The 25,798-nt window shown below is 69.2% G+C and carries 23 protein-coding genes and 2 tRNA genes; 7 read left to right on the top strand and 18 right to left on the bottom strand.

What is annotated here, in order from left to right; genetic code table 11:
* Positions 1-210 precede the first annotated feature (210 nt).
* The 3 genes from NC7_RS10825 to pdhA are packed head-to-tail and all read right to left on the bottom strand — an operon-like array spanning position 211 to position 3,577.
* Entirely contained in the window at positions 211-1,527 is a 1,317-nt protein-coding gene (locus NC7_RS10825; RefSeq protein ID WP_067981507.1) for a dihydrolipoamide acetyltransferase family protein, read from the bottom strand.
* Entirely contained in the window at positions 1,524-2,498 is a 975-nt protein-coding gene (locus NC7_RS10820; RefSeq protein WP_067981505.1) for an alpha-ketoacid dehydrogenase subunit beta, read from the bottom strand. Before NC7_RS10820 ends, NC7_RS10825 begins: the two co-directional genes overlap by 4 nt.
* Positions 2,495-3,577, bottom strand: coding sequence for a pyruvate dehydrogenase (acetyl-transferring) E1 component subunit alpha (pdhA, locus tag NC7_RS10815; protein ID WP_067981503.1), 1,083 nt, complete (start codon positions 3,575-3,577; stop codon positions 2,495-2,497). Before pdhA ends, NC7_RS10820 begins: the two co-directional genes overlap by 4 nt.
* Before the next feature lie 171 nt (positions 3,578-3,748).
* Here pdhA and NC7_RS10810 point away from each other — a divergent pair, with 171 nt between their 5' ends.
* Complete coding sequence (locus NC7_RS10810; RefSeq protein ID WP_067981501.1) at positions 3,749-4,240, top strand: Lrp/AsnC family transcriptional regulator; 492 nt, start codon at positions 3,749-3,751, stop codon at positions 4,238-4,240.
* A gap of 50 nt (positions 4,241-4,290) precedes the next feature.
* Here the strand turns inward: NC7_RS10810 and NC7_RS10805 are convergent, their stop codons facing one another.
* Positions 4,291-5,496, bottom strand: a complete 1,206-nt coding sequence (locus NC7_RS10805) for a benzoate/H(+) symporter BenE family transporter (RefSeq protein ID WP_067981500.1) — start codon at positions 5,494-5,496, stop codon at positions 4,291-4,293.
* A gap of 182 nt (positions 5,497-5,678) precedes the next feature.
* Here NC7_RS10805 and NC7_RS10800 point away from each other — a divergent pair, with 182 nt between their 5' ends.
* Positions 5,679-6,497 carry a sulfurtransferase gene (locus NC7_RS10800; protein WP_067981498.1) on the top strand — a complete coding sequence of 273 codons (819 nt, stop codon included), beginning with the start codon at positions 5,679-5,681 and terminating at the stop codon, positions 6,495-6,497.
* A gap of 55 nt (positions 6,498-6,552) precedes the next feature.
* Here the strand turns inward: NC7_RS10800 and NC7_RS10795 are convergent, their stop codons facing one another.
* Together NC7_RS10795 and NC7_RS10790 are read right to left on the bottom strand one after the other, a co-directional pair.
* On the bottom strand, positions 6,553-7,236 hold the full coding sequence (locus NC7_RS10795; protein WP_067981496.1) for an HNH endonuclease family protein: 684 nt from the start codon (positions 7,234-7,236) through the stop codon (positions 6,553-6,555).
* A gap of 57 nt (positions 7,237-7,293) precedes the next feature.
* Complete coding sequence (locus tag NC7_RS10790) at positions 7,294-7,656, bottom strand: hypothetical protein (protein ID WP_067981494.1); 363 nt, start codon at positions 7,654-7,656, stop codon at positions 7,294-7,296.
* A gap of 195 nt (positions 7,657-7,851) precedes the next feature.
* On the opposite strand from NC7_RS10790, the gene NC7_RS10785 reads away from it, so the two are divergent.
* On the top strand, positions 7,852-10,656 hold the full coding sequence (locus tag NC7_RS10785) for a DEAD/DEAH box helicase (protein ID WP_444979995.1): 2,805 nt from the start codon (positions 7,852-7,854) through the stop codon (positions 10,654-10,656).
* Positions 10,656-11,405, top strand: coding sequence for an SWIM zinc finger family protein (locus tag NC7_RS10780; RefSeq protein WP_067981490.1), 750 nt, complete (start codon positions 10,656-10,658; stop codon positions 11,403-11,405). Before NC7_RS10785 ends, NC7_RS10780 begins: the two co-directional genes overlap by 1 nt.
* A gap of 2 nt (positions 11,406-11,407) precedes the next feature.
* Here the strand turns inward: NC7_RS10780 and NC7_RS10775 are convergent, their stop codons facing one another.
* The 4 genes from NC7_RS10775 to icmF all read right to left on the bottom strand — a co-directional run bounded on the left by NC7_RS10775 (position 11,408) and on the right by icmF (position 17,611).
* Positions 11,408-12,700, bottom strand: coding sequence for a lipase family protein (locus NC7_RS10775; protein ID WP_159372852.1), 1,293 nt, complete (start codon positions 12,698-12,700; stop codon positions 11,408-11,410).
* A 111-nt stretch (positions 12,701-12,811) separates the two neighbouring features.
* A complete protein-coding gene (locus NC7_RS10770) occupies positions 12,812-13,219 on the bottom strand; it encodes a DUF3224 domain-containing protein (RefSeq protein ID WP_067981488.1) in 408 nt (135 codons plus the stop codon).
* 34 nt (positions 13,220-13,253) lie between these two features.
* Entirely contained in the window at positions 13,254-14,318 is a 1,065-nt protein-coding gene (locus tag NC7_RS10765; RefSeq protein WP_067981485.1) for an amidohydrolase family protein, read from the bottom strand.
* Positions 14,319-14,395: 77 nt separating this feature from the next.
* The gene (gene icmF, locus NC7_RS10760) at positions 14,396-17,611 is read right to left on the bottom strand and encodes a fused isobutyryl-CoA mutase/GTPase IcmF (protein ID WP_236573295.1); all 3,216 of its coding nucleotides are present in this window, start codon (positions 17,609-17,611) and stop codon (positions 14,396-14,398) included.
* Positions 17,612-17,784: 173 nt separating this feature from the next.
* Here icmF and NC7_RS10755 point away from each other — a divergent pair, with 173 nt between their 5' ends.
* Positions 17,785-18,744 (top strand): DUF2157 domain-containing protein, encoded by a 960-nt coding sequence (locus tag NC7_RS10755; protein WP_067981481.1) that lies wholly within the window; start codon positions 17,785-17,787, stop codon positions 18,742-18,744.
* Positions 18,745-18,750: 6 nt separating this feature from the next.
* Here the strand turns inward: NC7_RS10755 and NC7_RS10750 are convergent, their stop codons facing one another.
* Positions 18,751-19,296: a hypothetical protein gene (locus NC7_RS10750; RefSeq protein ID WP_067981479.1), complete on the bottom strand. Its 546-nt coding sequence runs from the start codon at positions 19,294-19,296 to the stop codon at positions 18,751-18,753.
* A gap of 93 nt (positions 19,297-19,389) precedes the next feature.
* Here NC7_RS10750 and NC7_RS10745 point away from each other — a divergent pair, with 93 nt between their 5' ends.
* Both NC7_RS10745 and NC7_RS10740 read left to right on the top strand, forming a co-directional pair.
* Positions 19,390-20,460 carry an enoyl-CoA hydratase/isomerase family protein gene (locus tag NC7_RS10745; RefSeq protein ID WP_067981477.1) on the top strand — a complete coding sequence of 357 codons (1,071 nt, stop codon included), beginning with the start codon at positions 19,390-19,392 and terminating at the stop codon, positions 20,458-20,460.
* Positions 20,461-20,496: 36 nt separating this feature from the next.
* Positions 20,497-21,291, top strand: a complete 795-nt coding sequence (locus tag NC7_RS10740) for an enoyl-CoA hydratase (RefSeq protein ID WP_067981476.1) — start codon at positions 20,497-20,499, stop codon at positions 21,289-21,291.
* Here the strand turns inward: NC7_RS10740 and NC7_RS10735 are convergent, their stop codons facing one another.
* The 7 genes from NC7_RS10735 to NC7_RS10705 all read right to left on the bottom strand — a co-directional run bounded on the left by NC7_RS10735 (position 21,292) and on the right by NC7_RS10705 (position 25,780).
* Positions 21,292-22,329 carry an Hsp70 family protein gene (locus NC7_RS10735; protein WP_067981474.1) on the bottom strand — a complete coding sequence of 346 codons (1,038 nt, stop codon included), beginning with the start codon at positions 22,327-22,329 and terminating at the stop codon, positions 21,292-21,294.
* 67 nt (positions 22,330-22,396) lie between these two features.
* Positions 22,397-22,936, bottom strand: coding sequence for a MarR family winged helix-turn-helix transcriptional regulator (locus tag NC7_RS10730; RefSeq protein WP_067981653.1), 540 nt, complete (start codon positions 22,934-22,936; stop codon positions 22,397-22,399).
* 40 nt (positions 22,937-22,976) lie between these two features.
* Positions 22,977-23,048: transfer RNA gene (locus NC7_RS10725), tRNA-Cys, on the bottom strand.
* 65 nt (positions 23,049-23,113) lie between these two features.
* The gene (locus NC7_RS10720; RefSeq protein WP_236573296.1) at positions 23,114-23,551 is read right to left on the bottom strand and encodes an Rv0361 family membrane protein; all 438 of its coding nucleotides are present in this window, start codon (positions 23,549-23,551) and stop codon (positions 23,114-23,116) included.
* A 472-nt stretch (positions 23,552-24,023) separates the two neighbouring features.
* Positions 24,024-24,096: transfer RNA gene (locus NC7_RS10715), tRNA-Arg, on the bottom strand.
* A 113-nt stretch (positions 24,097-24,209) separates the two neighbouring features.
* The gene (locus tag NC7_RS10710) at positions 24,210-24,899 is read right to left on the bottom strand and encodes a DUF305 domain-containing protein (protein WP_067981470.1); all 690 of its coding nucleotides are present in this window, start codon (positions 24,897-24,899) and stop codon (positions 24,210-24,212) included.
* Positions 24,899-25,780 carry a thioredoxin-like domain-containing protein gene (locus NC7_RS10705; protein WP_067981468.1) on the bottom strand — a complete coding sequence of 294 codons (882 nt, stop codon included), beginning with the start codon at positions 25,778-25,780 and terminating at the stop codon, positions 24,899-24,901. The genes NC7_RS10710 and NC7_RS10705 overlap by 1 nt, the downstream gene beginning before the upstream one ends.
* Positions 25,781-25,798: the final 18 nt, after the last annotated feature.

Genomic DNA, 25,798 nt, shown 5'->3' with positions numbered 1-25,798 from the left:
GGCTGTCCGGGCGCCGGGTAGCCGGGTGCGGGTTGCGCTGGGTTTCCTGCGGGTGGGTAACCCTGTTGTGGCCCATACGGATATCCCATGCTGCCCCCTTGTGTGCGGTTCCGGTGCGGTCGCACCACCGACGAACCTATACGGTCGATCCGGCCGGGGCCGACTGCGGACCAGCGGCCGTCCGGGTTCGTCGCTCGCGGATCGGGTGGCTCAGACGCGGCTGAGCAGCGTCAGTGGGTCCTCGAGGAAACCGGCGGTGGTGGCGAGGAAACGGGCGCCGAGTTCGCCGTCGACCATACGGTGGTCGAAGCTCAGGCCGAGGGTCGTGACCCAACGGATTGCGAGTTCGTCGCGGAACACCCAGGGGCGCTTGCGGATCGAGCCGAGGCAGAGGATGGCCGCTTCGCCGGGGTTCACCAGGGGGACACCGGTGTCGACACCGAAGACGCCGACGTTGGTGATGGTGAAGGTGCCGCCGAGCAGGTCGGCGGGGGTGGCGTTGCCCGAGCGGGCGGTCTCGGCGGCCCAGCTGATCTCGCGGCACAACTCGCGCAGGCTCAGTGTCTGCGCGTCTTTGAGGTTCGGGACGAGCAGCCCTCGGTCGGCGGCGACCGCGATACCCAGGTTCACGTAGTGCTTGGTGACGATCTGCTGGTTCTGCTCGTCCCACGCGGTGTTGATGCCGGGATGTTCGGCGATGGCGGCCAGCGCGGCCCGCGCGACCAGGGCCAGCGGAGTGAGCGTGAGTCCGTCGAACGACGTCGTGGTCCGCAGGTGGTCGAGTAGTTCCATCGACGCCGTGCAGTCGACGGTGACGAACGTGCTCGCCTGCGGAATGGTGCGGGCGCTCGCCAGCATCGCGGCGGCCGTGCGCTTGCGGATCCCGGTGATGGGCGCGCGTTCCTCGCGCGCCCCCGGCTCGGGGGCATCCGCGGCGTGCCCGTTCCGTTCGGCGACCTCGGCGTCGGGCGCGGTACGCGGCCCGGTGACCGGCACGGCCGACCGCACGTCCTCGACGGTCACCGCCCCGTCGGGCCCCGAACCCGCGACGTACCAGAGGTCGAGCCCGAGTTCCTTGGCCAGCTTCCGGGCAGCGGGGGTGGCGGCGGCCCGGTGTGTGCTCGGTGTCGTGGACGCCGTCGACGGTGCGGGCCTGCGTCGGCGCGAGGTGGCTTCGGCCTCGGGCCCGTACCCGACCAGCACGTCGCGGCGGTCCTCGGCGGTGGGCGGTTCGGTCACCTCGAGATCGTTGCGGACCCGGATCAGTGGCGCCCCCACCGGGACCGTATCGCCGGGCGAGGCAAGCAGTTCGACGACCGTCCCGGAGAACGGCGACGGCAGCGCGACCACCGCTTTGGCGGTCTCCACCTCGGCGATGGTCTGGTTCAGTTCCACGGTGTCGCCCACCCCGACCGCCCACGACACCAGATCGCCGTCGGCGAGGCCCTCACCCAGGTCGGGAAGACGGAATTCGAGCACGTGTCCGTCGTCGCCAGCTGGTTGCGGCACGGTCGCACCTTTCGTCATGCGGCTAGGCAGCGGTCGACCGCGGCGAGGATGCGGTCGGGATCAGGCAGATGGTGCTTTTCGAGCTTAGCCGGGGGATAGGGGATGTCGTAGCCGCCTACGCGCAGCACGGGCGCCTCCAGGTGGTAGAAGCACCGCTCGGTGATCCGGGCGGCGATCTCGGCACCGAGCCCGGCGAACACCGGCGCCTCGTGCACGATCACCAGCCGTCCCGTCTTGTCGACGGATGCGGCGACGGTGTCGACATCGAGCGGGGACAGGCTGCGCAGATCGATCACTTCGATCGAGTTACCTTCCTCCCCGGCGATTTTCGCGGCGGTCAACGCGGTGGCGACGGTGCCGCCGTAGGCGAGGACGGTGGCGTCGGTACCTTCGGTGAGCACGCGCGCCTTGTGCAGGGGCAGGTCGGGCTCGCTGTGGAAGTCCACCTCGGCCTTGTCCCAGTAGCGGCGCTTCGGTTCGAAGAAGACCACCGGGTCGTCGAGCGAAACAGCTTGCCGGATCATGTGATACGCGTCGGCGGGCGTGCTCGGAGAAACCACACGCAAACCGGCGGTGTGCGCGAAATACACTTCCGGCGACTCCGAGTGGTGCTCGACGGCACCGATACCGCCGCCGAACGGGATACGGATCGTCAACGGCGCCTTCACCTTTCCGCCGGTTCGGTAGTGGATCTTGGCGACCTGGGAAACGATCTGGTCGAACGCGGGGTAGACGAAGCCGTCGAACTGGATCTCCACCACCGGCCGGTACCCGCGTAACGCCATCCCGAAAGCCGTTCCCACGATGCCCGATTCGGCCAGCGGCGTATCGATTACACGGTTGTCGCCGAAGTCTTTCTGGAGCGTGTCGGTCACCCGGAACACCCCACCCAGCTTGCCGATGTCCTCACCGAGCAGCACCACCTTCGGCTCGTCCTCCATGGCACGGCGCAGTCCGGTGTTGAGAGCGGCGGCGAAGGTGGTGATCATGACTGCGCTCCTTCGGCGAGGTAGTCCGAGAACTGTTGTGCCTCTTCATCGATCAGCGGGTGCGGGGTCGCGTAGACGTGGTCGAACATGCGGTGGGGGTCGGGGTCGGGCATCTGCAGCGTCGCGGTGCGCACCCGGTCGGCGACCTCGTCGGCCGCGTGGGCGACCGCACGGGCGAACTCCTCGTCGAGCAGGCCTTCGCGCTCCAGCAGCAGCCGTACCCGCTCGATCGGATCGCGTCGCTCCCAGTACTCGATGTCGGCGGCGGTGCGGTACCGGCTGGGGTCGTCGGCCGTGGTGTGCGGGCCCATCCGGTAGGTCATCGCCTCGATGAAGGTCGGGCCGCCACCACCTCGGGCGCGTTCGACCGCCTGGCGGGTCACGGCGAGCACGGCCAGCACGTCGTTGCCGTCCACCTGCACACCCGGAATCCCGTACCCGTCGGCGCGGCGCACCAGTGGCACGTGACTCTGCACGGTGACCGGTTCGCTGATCGCCCACTGGTTGTTCTGGCAGAAGAACACCACCGGCGCGCTCCAGGTCGCGGCGAAACCGAGCGCCTCGGCGATATCGCCCTGGCTGGTGGCACCGTCGCCGAAGTAGGTGATGGTGGCGATGTCGGCGCCGTCGAGGTGGGCGGCGTAGGCGTAACCGGTGGCGTGCAGGCCCTGGGAGCCGACGACGATGTTGGCGTTGGTCATGTTCACCGCGTCCGGGTCCCAGCAGTGGTGCGCCGCTCCGCGCCACAGTCGCGTCAGCTGCTCCGGCGGTACGCCACGGCAGTAGGCCACCGCGGTCTCGCGGTACGAGCAGAAGATGTAGTCGTCGGGGTGCAGCGCGTGCGCCGAGCCCACCTGCGCGGCCTCCTGACCGAGCATCGGTGGCCACAGGCCGAGTTGGCCCTGGCGTTGCAGGGCGGTGGCCTCGCGGTCGATCCGGCGGGTCACCACGAGGTCTCGGTAGAGGCCCCGCAACCGTTCGGCATCGATATCGGCGACCAGCGCGCCGTGCTCACGATCGAATACGCGACGTCCGTCCGGCTGGATCAACTGGACCGGGTAGGTCTGCTTGTCCGGCATCGAGATCGCCTCCTCTCCACCGTGCCTTGTGGGCCGGTGCGAGTACGACTGATCGCTGAGTGCGATGTGTATCACACAGCATCCACGATACCGCCGCCTGCGCAAGTGAACGACACGAGACTGAGCAGAATGCACGCTGTTCAGGGGGTTCGCGCTGTCATACTGCGTTGTATGACCAGTCGCGAACCCGCCGTGACCCTCGACGCGACCGACGCCCGTCTGCTGCGCGAACTGATCGCCAGCCCCCGGGCGACCGGGGTGGAACTGGCCGCGCGCCTCGGCCTGTCACGCAACACCGTGCAGGCCCGGTTGGCACGCTGGGACAGCGGTGGGGTGCTGGGTAGTTTCGAGCGCCGGGTGGAGCCGCGCGCTCTCGGCTATCCGCTGGCTGCTTTCGTCGCGGTGGTCGTCGATCAGCACCGGCTCGACGCGGTGGTGGACGAACTCGCCGACGTTCCCGAGGTCACCGAGGTCTGCGGGATGACCGGCGAGACCGACCTGACCGTCCGCATCGTCGCCCGCGACGCCGACGACCTCTATCGCATCGCGGGCGCGATCCTGAAGATCCCCGGCGTCGAGCGCACCAACATGGCTCTCGTGATGCGCGAACTCGTCGGCCCCCGCACCGCGCCGCTGCTCGACCGTCTCGCGGACCCGGACTGAGATCGACGGGACGTGGCTCCGGCTGTCGGGCCTGAGATCACCCCAGCGCCCTACTTCTGAGCTGGGAGTATGCGGCGGACGACTAGACCGGCGAGCAAGGCCCAGAAGGCGCCGCCGATGCCGAGCAGGGTGGTGCCGGAGGCGGCCACCAGGAAGGTGACCAGGGCGGCGAGGCGGTCGTCCGGGTCGGTGAGGGCGGCGGAGAGGGACGCGGCGAGGGTGGCCAGCAGGGCCAGACCCGCGACGGTTTCCAGGGTGCCCGCGGGGGCGGCGGCGATGAGGGTGACCAGGGCGGCGGAGGCCAGGCCGAGGACGAGGTAGCTCGCACCCGCGGCGGCCGCGGCGATCCAGCGGCGCTTCGGGTCCGGGCTCGCGCTCGGGGCCGCGGCGAGGGCGGCGCTGATGGCCGCCAGGTTGATGGCGTGACCGCCCGCAGGCGCGCCGAGAACGGTGCCGATCCCGGTGACGAGCATGGCGGGCCGCCACGGCACCTGATAGTCGAAGGAGCGCATCACCGCGACGCCGGGGATGTTCTGGGAGGCCATCGTGACGATGTACAGCGGAACGGCGATCCCGATGATCGCCTGCCAATGCCACTGCGGGGCAGTCCATTCCAGGGTCGGGACCATGGCGGACAGCTCGAGGTGCCGATCGGCGACCACGATGTCGATGCCGGTACCGACGGCCGCCGTCGCGAAGGCGACGAGCACCGCCCACTTCGGTGCGTATCGCTGCAGCACCAGCCACACCACGATCACCGGGACGACCACCGCGGGCGAGGTGCGCAACGCCTGCACCGGAGCCAGGCACAGCGGAACGAGCACACCGGCGAGCATGGCCTGAGCGATCGGCACGGGAATCGCCGCGACCAGCGAACCGAGGCGCTGCCACAGTCCGGTGACGACGATCAACACACCTGTCACACCGAACGCCGCGACCGCGCCCGGCCATCCACCGGCCACCAGCCCGGTGCTCACCAGCAGCGCCGCACCCGGCGTCGACCAGGCGAGCGTGATCGGAATGCGGTACCGGAAACTCAGCAGCAGAATCCCGATGCCCTGGGTGAAACACAGCACGAGCAGCCCCGACGCGGCCTGCGCCGGACTCGCGCCCACCGCACGCAGCCCGCTCAGCACCACGGCGAAGGAACTGGTGAACCCGACCAGCGCGGTCACCGCCCCCGCGCCGAGCGGCTGACCCAGCCCGGCCGGTTTCCCGGTGGCCTGGGGCGACGAACTGGTGGAGACCTGTGACATTCGGCAAATCCTGCCCCACGCGCACCCGAGCGTCACCTGCCAGTGCGTCGAAACTGGCCTGATCCGGCCCGCGCACCAGCCGGACGCTCGATGACCACGCTCTGGTGGCGGTGACCCCTGGTCGGGGCGAGGGCGCGTGCGTAGGGTTGCGGCGGGGGACGGACCGGGAGTGAGGAGTTGGCGTGGGTGCGGTGCTGATTTCGGCGGCCGAGCTTCGGGAGGAGCTGGCGGCGAACAAGATTCACCTGCTGGATGTGCGCTGGGCGCTCGGCGACCCGGACGGTCCGCAGCACTATCTCGACGGGCACATTCCGGGCGCGGTGTTCGTCGACCTGGAGACCGAGCTCGCCGCCGCACCGTCGCCGTCGCGGGGCAGACACCCCCTGCCCGACCCGGGCACCTTCGAGAAGTGCGCCCGCAGTTGGGGACTCGGCACCGACGAGCCGGTGGTCGTCTACGACGCGACCGGTGGCATGGCGGCGGCTCGCGCGTGGTGGCTGTTGCGCTGGGCGGGTGTCGGCGATGTGCGCATCCTCGACGGTGGCCTGCCCGCCTGGACCGCCTCCGGCGGCGAACTCGCGACCGGCGCCGAACCCGACCCGACCACCGGTGACCTGGTTGTTCGCCCCGGTGCGCTGCCGGTGATCGACGCCGATGCCGCCGCGAAGTGGCGCGGCGTCCTGCTCGACGCCCGCGCGGGCGAACGTTTTCGTGGCGAGGTGGAACCGGTCGACCCGCAGGCCGGTCACATCCCGGGTGCTGTCAGTGCGCCGACCGCTGAAAATCTCTATCCCACAGGTCATTTCCGCACCGCCGAGGAGTTGCGTGAGCGCTTCGCCGAGTTCGGCGACGGACCGGTCGCCGTCTACTGCGGCTCCGGCGTGACCGCCGCGCACGAAATCGCCGCCCTGGCCATCGCCGGGATCGACGCCGCCCTCTACCCGGGATCCTGGTCCCAGTGGTCCAACGACCCGAAGCGTCCGGTGGCGACCGGCGCCTGACAACCAAGCAGCACTTACCCGACGCCCCGACACGTGCCGTCGATTACGGCACTGGTCAAGGGCACGTTCGGGCGACGTCGTGGAGGGTGGTGTTGTCGGCGGCGGTGATCGGTAAGTCGTAGGCGACGGCGACGGTCAGGTACTTCGCCGCGTAGAAACAGTGATTGGGCTTCGCGGGTGGCAGCCATTCGCCGGGAGAGTCGTCACCCTTGGACTGATTGGTCGCCTTGCCGGTGGCAAGCAGATTGACCGAGAGGTCGTTGGCGAAACGCAGACGCCGGTCCGGTGGCCAGGTGTGCGCGCCCATGTCCCAGGCGGCGGCGAGCGGGTAGACGTGGTCGATCTGGACATCGCCGCCGTCGGATTTGCGGAAGGCGATGTCGGTGCCGGTGTAGGGGTCGGTCAAGACGCCTTCCACCACCACACAGCGACCCCGTCGAACCACGTCGCGCAGCTGGGCGGCGAGCACGTTGTTGCGGGTGTCGCAGCCGTCGTGACCGCCGGGCGCGTCGGTGTCGTCGGACCAGGCCGGACCGAACACACAACCCTGCCCGGCCTTGCAGCCACGTTCGTACCCGCCGGGGCGCGGTCGCGTGGCGACGACGCGCACCTGATCGAGCAGCGCACTCACCTCGGCTCGCGTGGGACTACCCGGTGCGGGCGTGACCGACTCCGGTGTCAGCACCCCACACCCGGCGCACGCGAGCACCAGCACGACGAGCCACGCGAGTCTCCCCATGCACAGGTTGTAGCCGATGCCACCGACAACTTCGCCGGGTCGTCGCGGGGCGGGTGCCTACAACCAGGCGCGGGCCAGGATGTCGTCGGCCGCCAGCTCCGCGGCGTGCGGTGGGAAACGGGTGGCCGCGATCGAGGAGACGTGGGTGCCGTCGTGGCCGATCAGCCACGAACCACCCCGGTCCTCGCATTCGGCGATCTTGGCGAACACGGTGAGCAGGAAGGTGATGGAATCGCGCGGATCGGCCGTGTGGGCCAATCGTTGGGATTCACCGGGCCGGGACAGATCGATCCATACGCCGGACTGACCGTCCAGCCGCATGCCGACGATCTTCCCGGCATCGATGAACGTGAATTTGCGCCGCTCCCACGGGGTGGTCGGGGTGTAGCTCTGCTCGAGAACCTGGAGCAGAATCGTCATCGCTGCCCTCCGCACGCAGTCAAGGGGTTCATCGGCCGAGCCGGTTCGTGGCCGGTTCGCCTGGGTGAGTATGCAGTTGTCGCCGGTGATCTTCCGGCCGTGACCAGGGGATATCCCAGTATGTTCCGTGGTGGCCCAGAAATCCAGAGCGATGGGGCGCGTGCGGTGTCGGTGGCTCCTGCTTGGATGGCAACCATGCTGCACGGTCTGTGGTCCCCCGGTTCGGGCCTGCTGCTGTGGCACGACGGGCAACCGGTCGCGGTGGGTTCGGTGCTCGGCGACATCCTCGAGCGCGCGCGGTTCCGGCACCGCGCGCAGGTGCTCGTCGTCGACGAGGGCGGCACCCCGGGCCCCGCCGAGGTCCGCGCGCACGCGCTCGCGCCGCCGACGGCCGCTGTCGTGCTGCGCAGCAGGTTGCCCCGCGAGCACATCTCCGGCGATCTGCGCTTCCTCGCGCACGTGGCCCGTGGTATCGAGCGGTGGGTGCGGGCCGGGCGGGTGGTGCCGCAGGTGGATCGCGCCGACGGGCAGTGGTGGGTGCGGTGGCGGCTGGTCGGCGGACAACGTCAGCGGGCGTGGCTGGCCGAACTGGCCACCGCGATGCCCGCCGCCCTGCGGGCCGCCGGTGCACCCGCCGCGGTGCTCGACGACCTGGTCACCGAACTCACCGATCCGATCGCCCGCGAGTACCTGACCCACCGTGCGATGACCCATCCGCTGCTCGCGGCACTGGTGAACGACACACCACTCGACGCGGGCTCCTACCGCCTGGCCGAAACCCTGTCGCAGTGGCGCGAGGGCTACGCCGCCGACGAACCCGAACTGGTCCTTCGCCTGTGTGAACCCGACGGCGAGTTCACCACCGACGACGACTCGGTGGCGCTGTGGCGACTGCAGGTGTGCCTGCGTCCGGTCGACGACGCACCGAAACCTGTCGTCCTCGACGACGACCCGGTTCTGGTGCGCACGGCCGCCGAGAAGCTGGGCCAGGCCCGCAAGGCCTACCCGCGCCTGCGCGACCTGCCGACCGACCCGCGCGGCCTCGATCTGCTGTTGCCGACCCAGGTCGTCGCCGACCTGGTCGCCCACGGCGCCCACGCACTGCGTGAGGCCGGGATCCGCCTGCTGTTGCCCCGCGCCTGGAACATCGCCGAACCGAGCATGCGGCTGCGGGTGAGCAGCCCGGCCGCCGCCGAATCCACCGTGGGGCTGAGCGGATTGCTCTCCTACCGTTGGGAATTGGCGCTCGGCGATATGGTGCTCACCCCCGCCGAGATGGAACGGCTGGTGCGCGCCAAATCCGATCTCGTGCAGTTGCGCGGTGAATGGGTCCAGGCCGACCATCGCGCGCTGGCGGCCGCCGCCCGCTACGTGGCGCTGCACGCCGACGATTCGCCCGTCACCCTGGCCGACATGATCGGTGAACTCGCCGCCGAACGGGTCGACAATGTGCCGCTCACCGAGGTCACCGCCGACGGGTGGGCGGCCGAATTGTTCACCCGGCAGGGCGATCCCGACCCCGTCCCGGTGCCGATCGGACTCAAAGCCCAACTGCGCCCGTATCAGGAGCGTGGCCTGAGCTGGCTGGCCACGATGAGCAGGCTCGACTGCGGTGCGATCCTGGCCGACGACATGGGTCTCGGCAAGACCGTGCAGGTGCTCGCGCTGCTCGTCCACGAACGGGAGGCGGTCGGTCCCGGCGAGAAGGTGGGGCCGACGCTGCTGGTGTGCCCGATGTCGGTGGTCGGCAACTGGCAGCGTGAGACCGAACGATTCGCCCCCGACCTGCGGGTTCTGGTGCATCATGGCGCCGACCGGCGCAAGGGTGCCGATTTCGCCGCGGCGGTGGCGGATTCGGACTTGGTGGTCACCACCTACGCCTTGCTCGCGCGCGACGCGACGGTGCTGAGCGACCAGCAGTGGGAGCGGGTCGTTCTCGACGAGGCCCAGCACATCAAGAACGCGACGACGCGGCAGTCCCGGGCCGCCCGCGCGTTGCGGGCCCGGCATCGGTTGGCGCTCACCGGAACTCCCGTGGAGAACCGCCTGGAAGAACTGCGCGCCCTGTTCGATTTCGCCATGCCCAAACTGCTCGGCAGCCCGCAGTCCTTCCGTGCTCGGTTCGCCGTCCCCATCGAACGCGAACGCGACCAGCAGGCCATCGACCGGTTGCGGCTCATCACCGACCCGTTCGTGCTGCGCAGGCTCAAAACCGATCCGGCGGTCATCAGCGATCTGCCCGAGAAGTTGGAGATGACGGTGCGCGCCAACCTCACCGTCGAGCAGGCGGCGCTGTATCAGGCCGTGGTCGACGACATGCTGGAGAAACTGAAGGACGCCAAGGGCATGGCGCGCAAGGGTGCGGTGCTCGGCGCCCTCACCAGGCTCAAGCAGGTCTGCAACCATCCCGCGCATTTCCTCGGCGACGCATCGCCCATCCTGCGCCGGGGCGGCCACCGTTCGGGCAAGCTCGCCCTGGTGGAGGACATTCTCGACGCGGTCCTGGCGGACGGGGAGAAGGCTTTGCTGTTCACGCAGTTCCGGGAGTTCGGCGACCTGATCCTGCCGTTCCTCACCGAACGGTTCGGCACGCCCATCCCGTTCCTGCACGGCGGGGTGAGCAAGCAGCGTCGCGACGACATGGTCACCGGCTTCCAAGCCGAGGGTGGTCCGCCGTTGATGCTGCTCTCGCTGAAGGCGGGCGGAACTGGTCTGAACCTGACCGCCGCCAATCACGTGATCCACCTGGACCGCTGGTGGAACCCGGCGGTGGAGAACCAGGCCACCGACCGTGCGTTCCGCATCGGCCAGCAGCGCGCGGTGCAGGTCCGCAAACTGGTGTGCGTCGACACCATCGAGGAGCGCATCGACGAAATGATCAGCGGCAAGAAGCAATTGGCCGACCTGGCCGTCGGCGCGGGGGAGAACTGGATCACCGAACTCGGTACCGACGAGTTGCGTGAACTGTTCACTCTCGGTGCCGAGGCGGTGGGTGACTGATGGCCGATTTCAGCCAGTTCGGGCCACGTAAGCCGGTGCGCGGCGGCGCGCGGGCGCGCGGTGGGTTCGGCCGTACCTGGTGGGGGAAGGCGCTGCTCGAGGCGGTGGAGAAGGTGGCCGACGCGGGCAGGCTCTCGCGCGGGCGCACCTATGCGCGGGTCGGACAGGTGGTGAACTATCGCGTGGAACGCGGTGCGGTCACCGCCGAGGTGCAGGGCAGTCAGCCGAGCCCCTTCACCTCCGTGTTGTCGGTGCGGCCGCTGCGCGACGAGGAGATCGACCTGCTGCTGGCCGAGATCCGCGAAGCCCCGGGCATGCTCGCCGAGATCGCCTCGGGTGCGCTACCGCCCGCGCTCGGCCCGCACCTGCTGCCGACCACCGCCAGCGAACTCGACTTCTCCTGCACCTGCCCCGACATGGGCTGGCCGTGTAAACACGTGGCCGCCGTCTGCTACCTGCTCGCCGAACGGCTCGACGAGCAGCCGGGCGAGATCCTCACTCTGCGCGGGCTCGATCTCGACACCCTCATCGGCGGCGTCGAAAGGTCGACCCGGACCGCCGATTCCGGTGACCCCTACGGCGACCGCCTCACGCTCCCCGACCTGCCTCGGGTCGAATTCCATCCGGTCATCGAGGACCTGGACGCCATGGCATTGCGGCGCGCGCTGCGCATGTCCTCGGAAGACGAGCAGACCGCCGCCACCGGCCTTCGCGAATTACGTTCCCTGTACGCCGAATTCGACAGCTGAGTTCAGCAGGTGCGCGGTGCCGCTTCGCCGCGCAACAGACCGTGCAGCCACAGCAGGGCGCCCGGCAAGCCCAGCGGACTGTTGAGCACATGCGACACACCGAGTTTCACCGGATCGCCGGGGAGTGGCTGCTCGTAGTAGGCCACGGTGGCACCGGCGGCGCACCAGTCGGCGGCGAGTCGGCGGGCGGTGTAGGTGGGGACCAGCTCGTCGCCCGCGGTGCTGTGCACGAGCACCGGAGCGCTCGGTCGCAGGTGACCGACCCGATCCTCGTCGAGGTGGACCGCCCAGCCGCGATCGGAGTCCAGGGCCTCGACCACGCTCTGACCGGTGGTCGTCCAGCTACGGCTGTCCCGGAAACCGTGGGTGAGGACGGTTTCGGCCACACACTGCCGTGCGGTCTCGGTGAGCATGCGTTTGCCCGCGTCGTTGAGCAACCGGTCGGTCGCGGGGGCGAGGGCGGGGTTCTCGTCCAGGGCGCCGTTGACGTAGTAGCCGAGGGCGCCCGCCAGCGAGCCGCGATCGAAGTGCTGGAGCTGGGCTCGCGCGTCGACCACCGGTGCTCCGGCATAGGCACCGACGATCGGCAGGTCCGGTGCGTAGGTCGGGGCGAGTTCCACCGCCGCGGCCGCGGCTCCACCACCCTGCGAATAGCCCCACAGCACGACCGGCGCGTTCGAGCCGAGTCCGTTGCCGGGTAGTTCGCGCGCGACCCGCGCGGCGTCGAGCATGACCTGCCCGGTCGAGGCGCGCGACATGTAGCTGTGCGGTCCCGGTGTGCCGAAGCTGTCGTGGTCGGTGAGCATCACCGCGCCACCCATCGCCAGGAACGGGTAGATCGCGGCGTACTGCTCGTACTGCACGCCCACGTCGAGTCCGCCGTTGTACTGCAGCAGAAACGCCAGGGTGTTCGACGGCGCGCACTGGTCACCCTGGCCCTGGGTGCCGGGAGCAATGACCAGCAGTGGGCGCGGGCCCGGCCCGATCCACGGCAGCGTCGGGCGCAGGTACGCGCCGGTGGCGGCGACCGCCGACCCGGTGCGGCCGGTGGCGGAGAACATCACCCGAGTGGTGTCGGCCGGGAGCGGGCCGTTGCTGCCGGGCAGGGTGATCGGCAGCGACATGGGTTCGGTCTTGATCGCCTGTCCCGGCGTCGCCGGGATCTCGGCGGGTGGGGTGTAGAACGCGGTGTCGCCGGTCGGTCCGAGCGGGGGACCCGCCACAGCGGGCGACGCGACCGAGACGGCCGCCACCGCGAGCACACCACCGATCCACCGCCGATACCTTGCCGCCACCACAGACCTCCCGAACGTTTCCTGTTGACAACGCGTCAACGTAATCGGAAAGGGCGCTCTCCCGCAGCCGATCGAGCGCATCGGTCGGTTCGGCGGCGCACGAGCACGGCGTCAGGGCAGGTCGTAGTCGAACCAGATGTGGTGACCGCCGCTGGAATCGACGGAGAGCCCCCCGGTGCCGGTGATGCCGGTGAGCTCGCCGGTGCCGCTGCCGGGGACGATGTGGAAGAACTCGTCGGTGCGATCGGTCCCGCCGGTGGTCGCGGAATGGACGAAGTTGAACGCGCCGGACCTGCCCGCCAGCGTGCCGTCGAAGGACTCCATGGCGATGTAGGTGCCCGCGCCCGTCGACATGTCGAACGCGGAGGTGAATAGTGTCGCCGAGGTGCCCGTGATGTCACCCGAATACACCTTGGTGATGCGGGCGATGCCGACCGGCAGACCGGTGTCGATGGGTGGGTGCGGCCGCAGGTCGGTCGGGTCGAAAGCGGTGACGTCGAACGTGCCGGTTGTCTTCATTCCGTGATGCTAGAGCGGGCGACCGACAAGTACGTCAGCCCAGGTCGATGCCGTAGAAGCGAAGGGCATTGCCGCCGAAGATCTTCCGCAGATCCTCGGCCGACGCACCGGCCTTGGTGAGGGCGGTCGCCACGGCGTCGACGGCCACGGGCAGGCTGGTGACCGGCTTGTCGACGGGGAAGTTCGAGCCCCAGATCAGTCGGTCGGGGCCGAAGACCGACAGGGCGTGGGCGAGCATCGGGCCGAGCCGGTCGACGAGCACCGACACCTGGGTCGACAGCCCGCGCGGGGGAACCGGGTGGCCGAGGACCGGCATCATCAGACCACTCACCTTGGCGACCACCTGCGGCTGGGCGGCGAGGTCGGTGATGTCGTCACGCCACCGCTCGAACACCTCGCGTCGCTCGCTCGCGGTCTTGCCGGTGTGTTTGCCGACCGGCCCGAAGATGCCCGCGGGCGTGGCGAGGTGATCCACGACGATCGGCACCTCGGGGAACCGTTCGGCCAGCGCTGTCAGCTCGGGCAGCTGACCCGAGTACAGCCAGGCGTCGAAACTCAGCCCCCGCGTGGCCAGCTGGCCGAAGCCGTCGAGGAAGGCGGGCGCGGTGAGCAGTCCGTCGTGCGCGGCGAACGACTTCACGCCCGGATCGGGATGGTGGGCGACCGTGGCGCGGATGCCGCGGAACAGCGGCGAGGCCGACTGATGCGCGTCGAGCGTCGGTCCGAGACTCTCGGCGGCGGGATCGGCCGCGCCGACGATCGCCGCGAGCGCGGGCGTATCGACCCCGAACGGCAGACTGGCCACCCAGCGCGTCTCGTCGGGCGCTGATCCGCTCCACTCGGCCTCCACGTGCACGAGCCCACGCACCGTGACCCCGCGCTGGTCGGTCCGATAGTCGGCGGGCAGATACGGACCGACGTAGGCGGAGGGATCGCCGACGAACTGGAGGTCGCGGCGCGGCGTGAATTTCGCGAACAGGTCGATCGGCAGCGGCAGATACCGCATCAGCTTGGCGTGCTTGCTGAACAACCGAGGTGTCGTATGCGGATCCCACTGGTGGATATGCGCATCGATGACGTCGAGCCCGGTCAGATCCATGTACGTCCCATCGCCGCGGCGGCATTGCTCCGGGAATTGTCACACGTCGGCAGCGGCGATGGTCGCATTCGGTCGCTTCAGACGGTCCGCCGGTACTGTCCGCCGACGGCGAAAAAGGTATCGGTGACCTGCTGCAAAGTGCATACCCGTGCCGCGTCCATCAGTACCTCGAAAATATTTCCGTCGGTGTGGGCGACCTCGGCCAGGCGGGCGAGCGCGCGATGGGATTCCTCGGCGTGCTCGGCGCGGAACTGTTGCACCCGCTCGAGCTGGGACCGTTTCTCGTCCTCGGTGGCGCGGGCCAATTCCACCGTCGGCGCCGCGGCCTCGCCTTCGGGGCCTCGGAAGGTGTTCACCCCGATGATCGGCAGCGTTCCGTCGTGTTTGCGCTGTTCATAGCGCATCGACTCGTCCTGGATGCGGCCACGCTGGTACCCGGTCTCCATGGCGCCGAGCACGCCGCCGCGTTCACTGATCCGCTCGAATTCCAGCAGCACCGCCTCTTCGACCAGGTCGGTGAGCTCGTCGATGATGAAACTGCCCTGCAGCGGATTCTCGTTCACCGCCAGTCCCCATTCCTTGGCGATGATGAGCTGAATCGCCAGCGCCCGGCGCACCGATTCCTCGGTGGGTGTGGTGACGGCTTCGTCGAAAGCGTTGGTGTGCAGGCTGTTGCAATTGTCGTAGACCGCGATCAACGCCTGCAGGGTGGTGCGGATGTCGTTGAACTGCATTTCCTGGGCGTGCAGCGAACGGCCGGAGGTCTGGATGTGGTACTTCAGTTTCTGCGCGCGTTCCCCCGCGCCGTACCGGTCACGCATCGCGACGGCCCAGATGCGCCGGGCCACCCGCCCGATCACCGAATATTCCGGGTCCATCCCGTTGGAGAAGAAGAACGACAGGTTCGGCGCGAATTCGTCGATCGCCAATCCGCGCGCCAGATACGTTTCCACATAGGTGAATCCGTTGGCCAGGGTGAACGCGAGCTGACTGATCGGGTTGGCCCCGGCCTCGGCGATGTGATAGCCGGAGATGGACACCGAGTAGAAATTGCGCACCTCGTTGCGGACGAACCACTCCTGTACGTCGGCCATCATGCGCAGGCTGAACTCTGTGGAGAACAGGCAGGTGTTCTGGCCCTGGTCCTCCTTGAGGATGTCGGCCTGCACGGTGCCACGCACGGTGGACAGCGTGCGTGCCCTGATCTGGGCGGCTTCCTGATCGGTCGGTTCCCGGCCCTCGGACTCGGTGAAGCGGCCGAGCGCCTGGTCGACGGCCGCGTTGAGGAAGAACGCCAGGATGGTCGGGGCCGGGCCGTTGATGGTCATCGACACCGAGGTGGTCGGTTCGCACAGGTCGAAACCGTCGAAGAGGGTGCGCATGTCGTCGATCGTCGCCACCGAGACACCCGAGGTGCCGACCTTGCCGTAGATGTCGGGGCGCTGCGCGGGTTCGTGACCGTAGAGGGTCACCGAATCGAAGGCCGTCGACAGGCGAGTGGCCTCGGTGTGGGCGCTGAGCGCCTTGAAACGCCGGTTCGTGCGCGCCGGATCGCCCTCACCCGCGAACATGCGGGTGGGGTCCTCGTTGTCGCGCTTGAACGGGAAAACGCCTGCGGTGAAGGGGAATCGGCCCGGCAGGTTCTCCTCGCGCAGGAAGCGCAACAGTTCACCCGCGTCGGTACAGCGGGGCAGCGCTACCCGGGGAACGCTTGTGCCGGAGAGTGATTCGCGTCGCAACGGGGTACGGATCTCGCGGTCGCGTACCCGCACCACCTGCTCCTCGCCCCGATAGCTCTCGGCCAGCGTGGGCCATTCGGCCAGCAGGGCAGCGGAGGCGGGCGACAGATCACCGGTGGCCGCCGCCAGCAGGTCGCCAACGGCGGTGTCGTCCGGCAGTTCCTCGTGCACCGCACGCAAACGCTGAACACGTTGCGCCGCAACCACTTCCCGTGCCGTGTCCTGGTGGTAGGCGCGCACCGTCTCGGCGATCTCGGCCAGGTAGCGCACCCGTGACGGCGGGATGAGCTGGGCGAACCTGGTCGACACCTTCGTCTCCACCCGGGGCAGCGCGCCCGGCTCCACCGTGAGGCCGTGCTCGGTCAGCCGGGTGAGCAGATGCTGGTAGAGCGCGGTGACACCGTCGTCGTCGAAGGTCGCCGCGCTGGTGCCGAACACCGGCATGTCGGCCGGTTCGGAGCCGAATTCCGCCCGGTTGCGGATCAGCTGGCGGGCCACGTCGCGCACCGCGTCGGCCGCGCCGCGCCGCTCGTACTTGTTCACCGCGACCACGTCGGCGTAGTCGAGCATGTCGATCTTCTCGAGCTGGGAGGCGGCGCCGAACTCCGGCGTCATCACATACAGCGCCACGTCCACGTGGTCGACGATGCCCGCGTCACCCTGGCCGATGCCCGGCGTCTCGAGGATCACCAGGTCGAAGCCCGCCGCCCGGCACGCGGCGATCATGGTGTCGATGTCGTCGGGCAGTTCGTGATTGCCCCGAGTGGCCAGCGAGCGGAAGTACACGTGTTCGCCGTCGAGGGCGTTCATGCGGATGCGGTCACCGAGCAGGGCGCCACCGGCGCGGCGCCGGGTCGGGTCGACGGCGAGCACCGCGACGCGCAGCTTGTCCTGCTGGTCGGTGCGCAACCGGCGCACGAGTTCGTCGGTGAGCGAGGACTTGCCGGAGCCACCGGTGCCGGTGATGCCGAGGACCGGCACCTCGCGGGTGGCCGCCGCGGCCAGCACGGCGACGCGGTCGGCGTCGGGCAGGGTGCCCTGCTGCAGGCAGGTGATGGTGCGGGCCAGGGCGATTCGATCGCCGGTGTAGAGGGCGTCCAGATCGGGGGCGGTGGCGGCTCGGTCCACGTCGCACAGCCGGATGAGTTCGTTGATCATGCCGGGCAGGCCGAGGCGCTGACCGTCTTCGGGGGAGAAGATGCGCACGCCACAGCGGGCGAGGCGCTCGATCTCCTCGGGGACGATCACGCCGCCGCCACCACCGAAGATACGGACGTCGCCCGCCCCGGCCTCGCGCAGCGCCTCGGCGAGATATTCGAAGAACTCGATGTGCCCGCCCTGATACGAGCTCACCGCCACGCCCTGCACGTCCTCCTCGACCACCGCGTCGACGATCTCGCGCACCGACCGGTTGTGACCCAGATGGATCACTTCCGCGCCCTGGGCCTGCAGGATGCGCCGCATGATGTTGATCGCCGCGTCGTGCCCGTCGAACAGGGCGGCCGAGGTCACGAACCGCACCGGATGGACAGGAACGTGCAATGAGGTGCTCATGACTTCCTCCGCCATTGATAGTACGCCCGATACTAGGACATCAAACTAATCGTACTGTGAACGGCGTCACTGGGGAAGGGGCCGCGCCGACCGTCGATCACGACATGAGCGGTTTCGGGTGCGGGAGTTCGTGTTCGAGGGTGGATCGCCGTGCGGGTCGACATACTCGACGGATGGTTCGCGAACACCGGGTGCGGGTGGCGTTGGAGCGGCTGGTCGCGGGTGGGGTGATCAGTGGTGACCAACGCGATGCTGTGCTGCGGGCCGTCGAGGAACAGGACCGGGCGCGGCGTGCCCCGGCGATCCGGGTGGTCGCCGAGATCGTCGCCTATCTCGGTGCGGGGCTGGTCGCCGCGGGACTCGGGTTGTTCCTCGACCGCGCGTGGAGCGATATCGCCGATTCCGGGCGGGTGGTGTTGCTCGCCGCCGTGGCGGGGTGTTCCCTCGGCGGTGCCGTCGTGCTGGCCGGTGGACGGGCCGGGGTGTTCCGTCGGGTTCCCCTCGCGTCGGCGGTGCGGACCAGGCTCGCGGCGGCACTGCTCCTGCTCGCGGCCGGGGCCACCAGTGCCGTGGTGGCCACCGCCTTCGGCGAACGTGGCGACGATGCCGAGATCGCCGCCGTGCTCGCGGGCCTACTGGTGGCGATCCTCGGCTATCTCATGGTGCCGAGCTTGCTCGGCATGATCGCCGTCGCCGGTTTCGGGGTCGCCACGATCGCCGAGCTCACCGCCGAGACACATCGCGCGTTGTGGCAGGGCGTCGCGCTCATGGCCTTCGGTGCCGTCTGGTTCGGGCTCGCATGGGCGCGGCGCCTCGTCGTGGACTGGGCCGGATTCCTGCTGGGCGGACTGATCGCGCTGGTCGGCGCCCAATCGGTGACACTCGGCGAATCGCTGTGGCGCCCGGCGCTCACCGTTCTGCTCGGCGTGCTCTGTCTCGGCGCCTACCTGCTGCGGCGCGAACCGGTCCTCGTCGTCGGGGGTGCGACGTGCGTCGCGCTCGGCGTCGGCCAGGTGGTCGCCGACAACACGACAGGCGGACCCGCCGTCGCCAGCATCGTCCTGGCCGTCGGGGCCGTCATCCTCACTGTCGGGCTGGTCGTCCTGCTCTCCGGTTCGGGACCGCCACGCTGAACCGGATCAGCGGATGAGGGTCGTCTGCTGGGCGCGGATCGTGCGAAAGAAGCGGGGGCCAACATCGGGGCCGTAGTGGTTGTAGGCGTCGATGATCTCGGCCAGTTCGTCGGCCAGCGCGCGCAGGTCACGGGTGGCGACGACGCGGTCGAACTCGTCGGATTCCCAGCCCCACTGCGGCGGGATGTCGTCGATCGTGACGACGATCTGATCGGCGAAGGGGGTGCTCACCGCGACCGTCAGTTCGGCCGGTGCCGCGGCCAGCGGGCTGTGCACGATCACCTCGCCGGGCGCACCGGGGGCGAAGGTACGGGCGAAGGAGATGTCCTCGCGCACCGACTCAACGATCGCGGCGGTGGTCGCGTGCCTGCCCGGCCGATGGTGGCGTTCTCCGTAGACTCGGTCGGCAGCGCGAGAAGTGTTGGCGGCGCCCGTTTTCCGCAGCAATCGGTCGAGCATGCGCTGGGCGGTGGCGCGTTCGCCCGCACCGGTGTTCGCATGATCGATCAGTGCGCGCAGCCGGGATATCCGTGCGAAGTTGTCGGTGCCCATGCGCCGATTCTGCCCCACACAGCGCCGTGGAATGGGTCACAACTCGCACCTCGCGGCCGCAGCCGCTCGGACATCCGACTTTATGGTGACGCCATGGGTGAAGCCGAAGTGTTGTTCGAAGTTCGCGGCCGACTCGGTCTGATCACGCTGAACCGGCCGAGGGCCATCAACGCGCTCAACCACGCGATGAGCCTGGCCGTCACCGACACCCTGCGTGCCTGGGCGGACGACCCGGCCGTCGCGACCGTCGCCATCGTCGGCGCGGGTGAGCGAGGGCTGTGCGCGGGCGGCGACATCGTCGCCATCCATCGCGACGCCAAGGCGATCAACGACGGCGGTCCCGAGGCGCCCGCCCCGCTCGACACCGCGGCCGCCGCGTTCTGGCGCGACGAATACCTGCTCAACGAACTGATCGACAGCTACCCCAAACCGTATGTGGCGATCATGGACGGCATCGTGATGGGCGGTGGGGTCGGCGTCTCGGCGCACGGCAGCCACCGCATCGTCACCGAGCGCTCCCAGATCGGCATGCCGGAGGCGGGCATCGGTTTCGTCCCGGATGTGGGCGGCACCTACCTGCTCTCGCACACGCCCGGCGAGTTGGGCACCCACGTCGCCCTCACCACCGCGCGCATGGGCGCGGGTGACGCGATCGTCGCCGGGTTCGCCGACACCTTCGTGCCGTCGGCCGACCTGCCCGCCCTCCTCGACGCCATGCGCACCACGCCCGCCGATGTGGCCGTCGCCCGATTCGCCACGCCCGCACCCGAATCCGAGCTCGCCACCCATCGCGACTGGATCGACGAGTGCTACGGCGCCGACACGGTCGAGGAGATCATCGCGGCCCTGCGTGCCGCCGACCTCCCCGAGGCGACCAAGGCGGCCGAGGACATCCTCGCCAAGTCGCCGATCGCGGTGAAGGCGACGCTGCGCGCCCTGCGCGACGCCCGTCGGCTCAGCCTCGCCGCCGCTCTGAATGTCGAATTCCGGATCACCGTTGCCGCGTTGAGCACTCACGACCTGGCCGAGGGCATCCGCGCCCAGGTGATCGACAAGGACCGCACGCCACGCTGGTCGCCCGCGACGCTGGCCGAGGTCACCGACGCGCAGGTCGACGCCTATTTCGCCCCGCTCGGTGAGCGTGAACTCGGTTTGCCCGTGTAGTCCGGCCGCGCCGCCGCTCGGTATCGTCTGCAGACCATGAGCGAGTTCGAGACGATTCTGTTGGAACGCAAGGGCGGCAGCGACGGCAAAGGCGGGGTCGGCTGGATCACGCTGAACCGGCCCAAGGCCCTCAACGCCCTCAATGCGCAGGTGCTCGCGGACATCATCGCCGCACTCGACGAACTCGAGCGTGACGATTCGATCGGCGCCGTCGTCCTCACCGGTTCGGAAAAGGCGTTCGCGGCCGGTGCCGACATCAAGGAGATGGCGAGCAAGTCCTACATGGACATGTTCCTGCCCGACACCTTCGCCGGTTGGGACCGCCTGGCGAACTTCCGCAAGCCGACCATCGCCGCCGTCGCGGGCTACGCGCTCGGCGGCGGCTGTGAGGTGGCGATGATGTGCGACATCCTGATCGCCGCCGACAACGCCAAGTTCGGTCAGCCCGAGATCAAGCTCGGCGTCATCCCCGGCATGGGCGGTTCGCAGCGGCTCACCCGCGCCATCGGCAAGGCCAAGGCGATGGACCTCATCCTCACCGGCCGCAACATGGGCGTCGAGGAGGCCGAACGGGCCGGACTGGTCTCGCGCGTCGTGCCCGCCGACCAACTGCTCGACACCGCGCTCGAGGCCGCCCAGACCATCGCGAGCATGTCGTTGCCCGCCACCATGCTCGCCAAGGCGGCGGTGAACCGGTCCTTCGAGACCAGCCAGGCCGAGGGCCTGCTGTTCGAGCGCCGGGCGTTCCACTCGCTGTTCGCGACCGACGATCAGAAGGAAGGCATGGCCGCCTTCACCGAGAAGCGGGCCCCGAACTTCACCAACAGCTAGTTATTTCGCGGGGAGCGAGCCGTCGATGAACTGGGCGGGCGTCGGCGGGTTCTTCTCGTCCGCCCGGTCGTCGGTGCCGAGCAGCCCGGCGACCGCGCCGCCGAGGGTGGCGGTCACCGCGACGGCGGCGAGGAACTTGCGCCGCCCCGGGCCGGAGGGTTCGCGCGAATCCGGCGTCGCGCCCGCTCGCAGTCGTGGCATGCGCATGCGCGCGGGCTTCCTGGCGGCGAGCAGTACCGCCCCGCGCGCCGAAACGTATTCCGGCTCAGGGTCGTACACCACCGGCAGGTCGACGAGTCGGCCCACGGCATGACGCAGCGCCGGATTGCGGAGGCAGCCACCGAGCAGGACGAGCGCGCCGGGGCGCACGCCGGTGTCGTCGATCATCCGCCGCACGAACGACGCCGAATGATGGAGTCCCGCTTCGCACAAGGCGGCCAGGTCGCTGCGGGTGACCACGGCGCGTTCGCCGGTGTCGGCGTCGGTGGCGGTGACAACCCTTGCGCGGCTGAGCATTTCACGATGGTCGCGGGTGGTGCGGCGGTCGGCCGCGACGCCGCCTCTGGCCAGTTGCCAGCGCAGCAGTGCGTCGTAGCCGTCGCCGCTGAGGACCGTGCTGCGCTGACTGGCCAGGATGGTGTCGGTGCGGCAGTCGGCGTGGGTGACGGTGAGGCCGGAACTGCCGAGGTCGTAGAGCATCACCGATTCGGTGGCGGGCAGCAGGCCGGTGAAGCGCAGGTAGCGCAGCTGGGCGAGGGGTTCGTCGACGATGGTCACCGACGGCCCGGCCGCCGCGCGGATGGCATCGCCGTGCACCTCGTTGCGGCAGGTGACGACGGTGGCGGTGACGCATTCGTCGCGGGCGATGGCCGCCACCCGCATCCGGCGGATCGCCGCGAGCACCGATTCTGCCACCGAGGCGCCCGCGCGGCGGGGGATGTGCACCCGGTCCAGCGGCGGCAGGTGCGGTTGGTCGGTGTGGTTGAGCACGGCACGGGCACCACCCGCTCCTGCCGACACCCCGAGGACCAGCACCATGCGCTACATGGTGGACCTTTTCGCGCGACCTGCCAAGCGAGTCGACCCGCGATTCGCGAGTGCGTTCTCAGGTCGCGTGGAATGCGAGGTTTGCCGCGTCGTCGAAATCCCCGGCGGCATGGCGGAACCGGGCGAGCAGTTCCAGGAGTTGTTTGCTGTCGTCGGTGGTCAGGCCAGGCTCGGCGAATACCTGCGCGTTGAGTGCCTCGGTCGCCTCGGCGACGGATTTCCTTCCGGCGGAAGTGATTTCGATGAGCGTGGCACGGCGGTCGCTCGGATGCGGCACGCGCACGACCAGTCCGGCCGCTTCCAGCCGGTCGACGGTGTTGGTGACGCTGGTCGGATGCACCTGAAGGCGCGCACTGGCTTTGGCCATGGGCAGGGCGCCGGTGCGGCTGAAACTGAGCAGTTGCAGCAGTTCGTAGCGGGAGAAGGTGAGCCCCGTCGGTTTGAGTGCCTCGTCGACGCGGGCCATCACGATCTGCTGGGCCCGCACGAGGGAGGTGACCAGGGCCATGCCGTCGGCGACCGAACTCCAGCCGTGCTCGATCCATTGCCGGTGCGCCTCGGCGATCGGGTCTCGGGGTAGCGGTCCGGTTCGTGACATGTTTTCGATCATGTCACGAGCCGGGCCGTGTTCCCCATAGAGCGAGCGGCGGGAATCGAACCCACGTGAACGGCTTTGCAGACCGTCGCCTAAACCTCTCAGCCACGCCCGCCTCGCCATTGATGATGCCGAGGCGGGCGGGCTGCGCCAAGGATTGCGATCACGGTGATCGCAATGTCAGTGCTTGTTGGCCGGGGCCGAGCAGATCTTCCAGGTGCCGTCTTCCTTGGTGAGGTGCTCCTCGGTGCTGTCCTCGGTATCGGGCTCCTCGCCTTCGACCGAGAGGGTCAGCTGGCCGACGACCGTGGCTTCGGCGTTGTCGCCGGTGACGACGATGTCGCGGACGTCATCGATGCGTACCGACACGGTGGCGGTGTCGAACTGTCTGCGCTGCTCCGGGCTGAGGTTGTCGATCTCGGCGCGGTCGGCCGCGCAGGCCAGTTCCGAAGCCGCGATGAACCCGTCGGAGTCGAGGGTGTCGTAGAAGTCGCGGATCGCCACTTCGATCTTCTTGTCGTCCGAGGACAGCGGTGTGCGCCCCTGCACGGTCAACACCACTCCCGCCGCCAGAACCCCCAACACGACCAGTGCCAACACCCCCAACCCGATGAACAACCCCGTCCGCTTCTTCTTCGGCGGCGGTCCCGCATGCGCCCCGAACCCGCCGGGTGGCGGCCCTCCAGCGCCTGGATATCCCGGCTGTTGATAACCCTGCTGCGGTTGCCCCGCCCCCGGTTGCCCAGCCTCAGGCTGTCCCGGCTGTGGTTGCCCCGGGTAGGGCTGATTCCCGAACCCGTCGGATGGATTAGTCATGCCCGCTCCTGCTGTCACCAGGGTCGAAGACCCCGAAACCTGTGGAACCGTGCCCGATCGACGACAAGACCCCGACCGAACGGACGGGGCCTCGAACTCAGTGTGATGCTTACCACTCACCGTATCCTGCCGATTCCGGTGCTCGATAGCCGGGTCGGTTCAGGAGACAGCGGTGATCGCAGGGTCGTGCACGCCCGATGGTCGTGACATTGAAGCCGGGGGTGGAGACCGATGAGAAAGGCCCCCGACCTGTGGTCGGGGGCCTTCTCGTGTGTGCCCTCGGCAGGATTCGAACCTGCGGCCTTCTGCTCCGGAGGCAGACGCTCTATCCCCTGAGCTACGAGGGCGGGAATAGTGCCGGTCGCGGTGGGGCGATCGGGCAGCGACAGCGTATCGCATCGGGTGCGGTGCGCCAAAAACGGTGCCGGACCGGGCGGTTGATCCCGGTCCGGCACCGGGGTCAACCGAGGGGGAGGGGGGTGGCGCCTCGGGCGGTGAGCATGGTGGTCATCAGGGTGGATTCGCCGGATTGGGTTTTCGACATGGTGGCCGCGAGGGAGCGGACGGCGGTGGTCGAGGCCTGTTCGGCGGCGTAGTCGAGCATGGGGACACCGCCCTGGTGGTGGCGCAGCATCAGTTGCAGGAACAGCGTGTCCAGGGCGGGGCCGGTGGCCTGGCGCAGGGCGGTCATCTCCTCGTCGGTCGCCATCCCGGGCATCGCGGCCACGGGGCCGCTGTGGGCGGCGGTGGTCGCCGCGCCGTGGCCGTGTCCACCGCTGTCGGCACTCATCCAGCCCATGAAGCCCTCGACGCTCTGGCTCGGCGCGTCCCACAGCTGCAACCAGCCCTGCATCCGGCCGATCTGGTTCGACTGGGTGGTCATGATGTCGTAGGCCAGGCGGCGCACATCGTTGTCGGTCGAACCGATCAGCGCGATGCCAGCCATGTCGACGGCCTGGGCGTGGTGCACCGACATGTCCTGGTTGAAACCGATGTCGACCGGGCCGGGCGCGGCCGACTCGGCCTTCTCCAAAGGCATCCGCAGCAGCACACCCGCGACCGCGCCGAGCAGGAGCAGGCCGATCGCGCCGAGCACGAGCACCGCACCGGCGGGCCGCCCGCCGGTGCGTGTCTCGGTGTTCTCGCTCATTACTGACCGGCGGGCGCGCCGCCCGGCATGGGGATGCTCGGCAGGCCCGGGATGCCCGACCCGAGGCCGCCGAGTTCGGTCTGGTCCTGGTTGGCGCCGGTGCCGTCCATCGGGACGGCTTCCGGACCGTACGGCGAGGAATCGAACGGCGGCGGGTTGTTGGCGTCGAAGATCGGGTTGGAGCAGCTGGCGCCGACCTCCGGGTGCGCGTACGGGTTGGTGCGCAGCGCGGAGATGAACTGCTTGATGCGCGCGTCGTCGGCCGAGTCCAGCTTCAACTGGTGGCCCCACGACTGCAGCGCGATGGGGGTGTCGAGGGTCGGGTACGGCGACATCAGCGTGTAGGGCCGGTTCTTGACGAAGTTCGACAGCTTCTCCACCCCGGCCGCGTCGACCTTGTCGGGGTTGTAGGCGATCCACACCGCGCCGTGCTCGAGCGAGTGCACCGCGTTCTCCATGCGGATCGGCTTGGCGTACACCGTGCCGGTGCAGTTGGCCCAGGCCACATCGTGCGGGCCACCATAGGCGGGCGACTTGTCGTAGGCCACCCGCTTGGTCTCGTCGACGTGCAGCGCCGCGGGGTACTCCTGCTTGACGACGCCCTCGATCTTGGCCGCCGGGTCCTGGTTCTGCTCGCTCGGTGCCCATTCGGACAGGTCAGTCTGCGCTTCCCGGATGGCGGCCTGATCCAGGTACTTGGGCACCAGGCTGTAGGCCAGCAGGCCGATCAACGCGACGATGGCCACACCGCCGCCGAGCAGGGCCCAGGGCACCTCGCGCTTCTTGCCCGGGAGTTTGCCCTTGCCCGGTTTGCGGGACGGAGACGACTTCCCCGCGGCCCGGACGGCCTTGGCTGATGTTGCGCTTGTCCTGCTCGGCATCGCTCGGTTAGCTCTTTC

The organism is Nocardia caishijiensis NBRC 108228 (assembly GCF_001612825.1).
GTDB lineage: Bacteria > Actinomycetota > Actinomycetes > Mycobacteriales > Mycobacteriaceae > Nocardia > Nocardia caishijiensis.
Note: the sequence above shows the minus strand (reverse complement) of the source record. Positions and strands in the feature narration are given on the sequence as shown.

Excerpts from the sequence above, each read along its gene's own strand:
- NC7_RS10820 (WP_067981505.1), bottom strand. The coding sequence starts at position 2,498 with ATGATCACCACCTTCGCCGCCGCTCTCAACACCGGACTGCGCCGTGCC.
- NC7_RS10740 (WP_067981476.1), top strand. The coding sequence starts at position 20,497 with ATGAGCGAGTTCGAGACGATTCTGTTGGAACGCAAGGGCGGCAGCGAC.
- NC7_RS10810 (WP_067981501.1), top strand. The coding sequence starts at position 3,749 with ATGACCAGTCGCGAACCCGCCGTGACCCTCGACGCGACCGACGCCCGT.
- NC7_RS10780 (WP_067981490.1), top strand. The coding sequence starts at position 10,656 with ATGGCCGATTTCAGCCAGTTCGGGCCACGTAAGCCGGTGCGCGGCGGC.
- NC7_RS10745 (WP_067981477.1), top strand. The coding sequence starts at position 19,390 with ATGGGTGAAGCCGAAGTGTTGTTCGAAGTTCGCGGCCGACTCGGTCTG.
- NC7_RS10755 (WP_067981481.1), top strand. The coding sequence starts at position 17,785 with ATGGTTCGCGAACACCGGGTGCGGGTGGCGTTGGAGCGGCTGGTCGCG.
- NC7_RS10790 (WP_067981494.1), bottom strand. The coding sequence starts at position 7,656 with ATGACGATTCTGCTCCAGGTTCTCGAGCAGAGCTACACCCCGACCACC.
- NC7_RS10710 (WP_067981470.1), bottom strand. The coding sequence starts at position 24,899 with ATGAGCGAGAACACCGAGACACGCACCGGCGGGCGGCCCGCCGGTGCG.
- pdhA (WP_067981503.1), bottom strand. The coding sequence starts at position 3,577 with ATGCCGGACAAGCAGACCTACCCGGTCCAGTTGATCCAGCCGGACGGA.
- NC7_RS10735 (WP_067981474.1), bottom strand. The coding sequence starts at position 22,329 with ATGGTGCTGGTCCTCGGGGTGTCGGCAGGAGCGGGTGGTGCCCGTGCC.
- NC7_RS10770 (WP_067981488.1), bottom strand. The coding sequence starts at position 13,219 with ATGAAGACAACCGGCACGTTCGACGTCACCGCTTTCGACCCGACCGAC.
- NC7_RS10785 (WP_444979995.1), top strand. The coding sequence starts at position 7,852 with ATGCTGCACGGTCTGTGGTCCCCCGGTTCGGGCCTGCTGCTGTGGCAC.
- icmF (WP_236573295.1), bottom strand. The coding sequence starts at position 17,611 with ATGAGCACCTCATTGCACGTTCCTGTCCATCCGGTGCGGTTCGTGACC.
- NC7_RS10805 (WP_067981500.1), bottom strand. The coding sequence starts at position 5,496 with ATGTCACAGGTCTCCACCAGTTCGTCGCCCCAGGCCACCGGGAAACCG.
- NC7_RS10795 (WP_067981496.1), bottom strand. The coding sequence starts at position 7,236 with ATGGGGAGACTCGCGTGGCTCGTCGTGCTGGTGCTCGCGTGCGCCGGG.
- NC7_RS10765 (WP_067981485.1), bottom strand. The coding sequence starts at position 14,318 with ATGGATCTGACCGGGCTCGACGTCATCGATGCGCATATCCACCAGTGG.
- NC7_RS10750 (WP_067981479.1), bottom strand. The coding sequence starts at position 19,296 with ATGGGCACCGACAACTTCGCACGGATATCCCGGCTGCGCGCACTGATC.
- NC7_RS10730 (WP_067981653.1), bottom strand. The coding sequence starts at position 22,936 with ATGTCACGAACCGGACCGCTACCCCGAGACCCGATCGCCGAGGCGCAC.
- NC7_RS10705 (WP_067981468.1), bottom strand. The coding sequence starts at position 25,780 with ATGCCGAGCAGGACAAGCGCAACATCAGCCAAGGCCGTCCGGGCCGCG.
- NC7_RS10825 (WP_067981507.1), bottom strand. The coding sequence starts at position 1,527 with ATGACGAAAGGTGCGACCGTGCCGCAACCAGCTGGCGACGACGGACAC.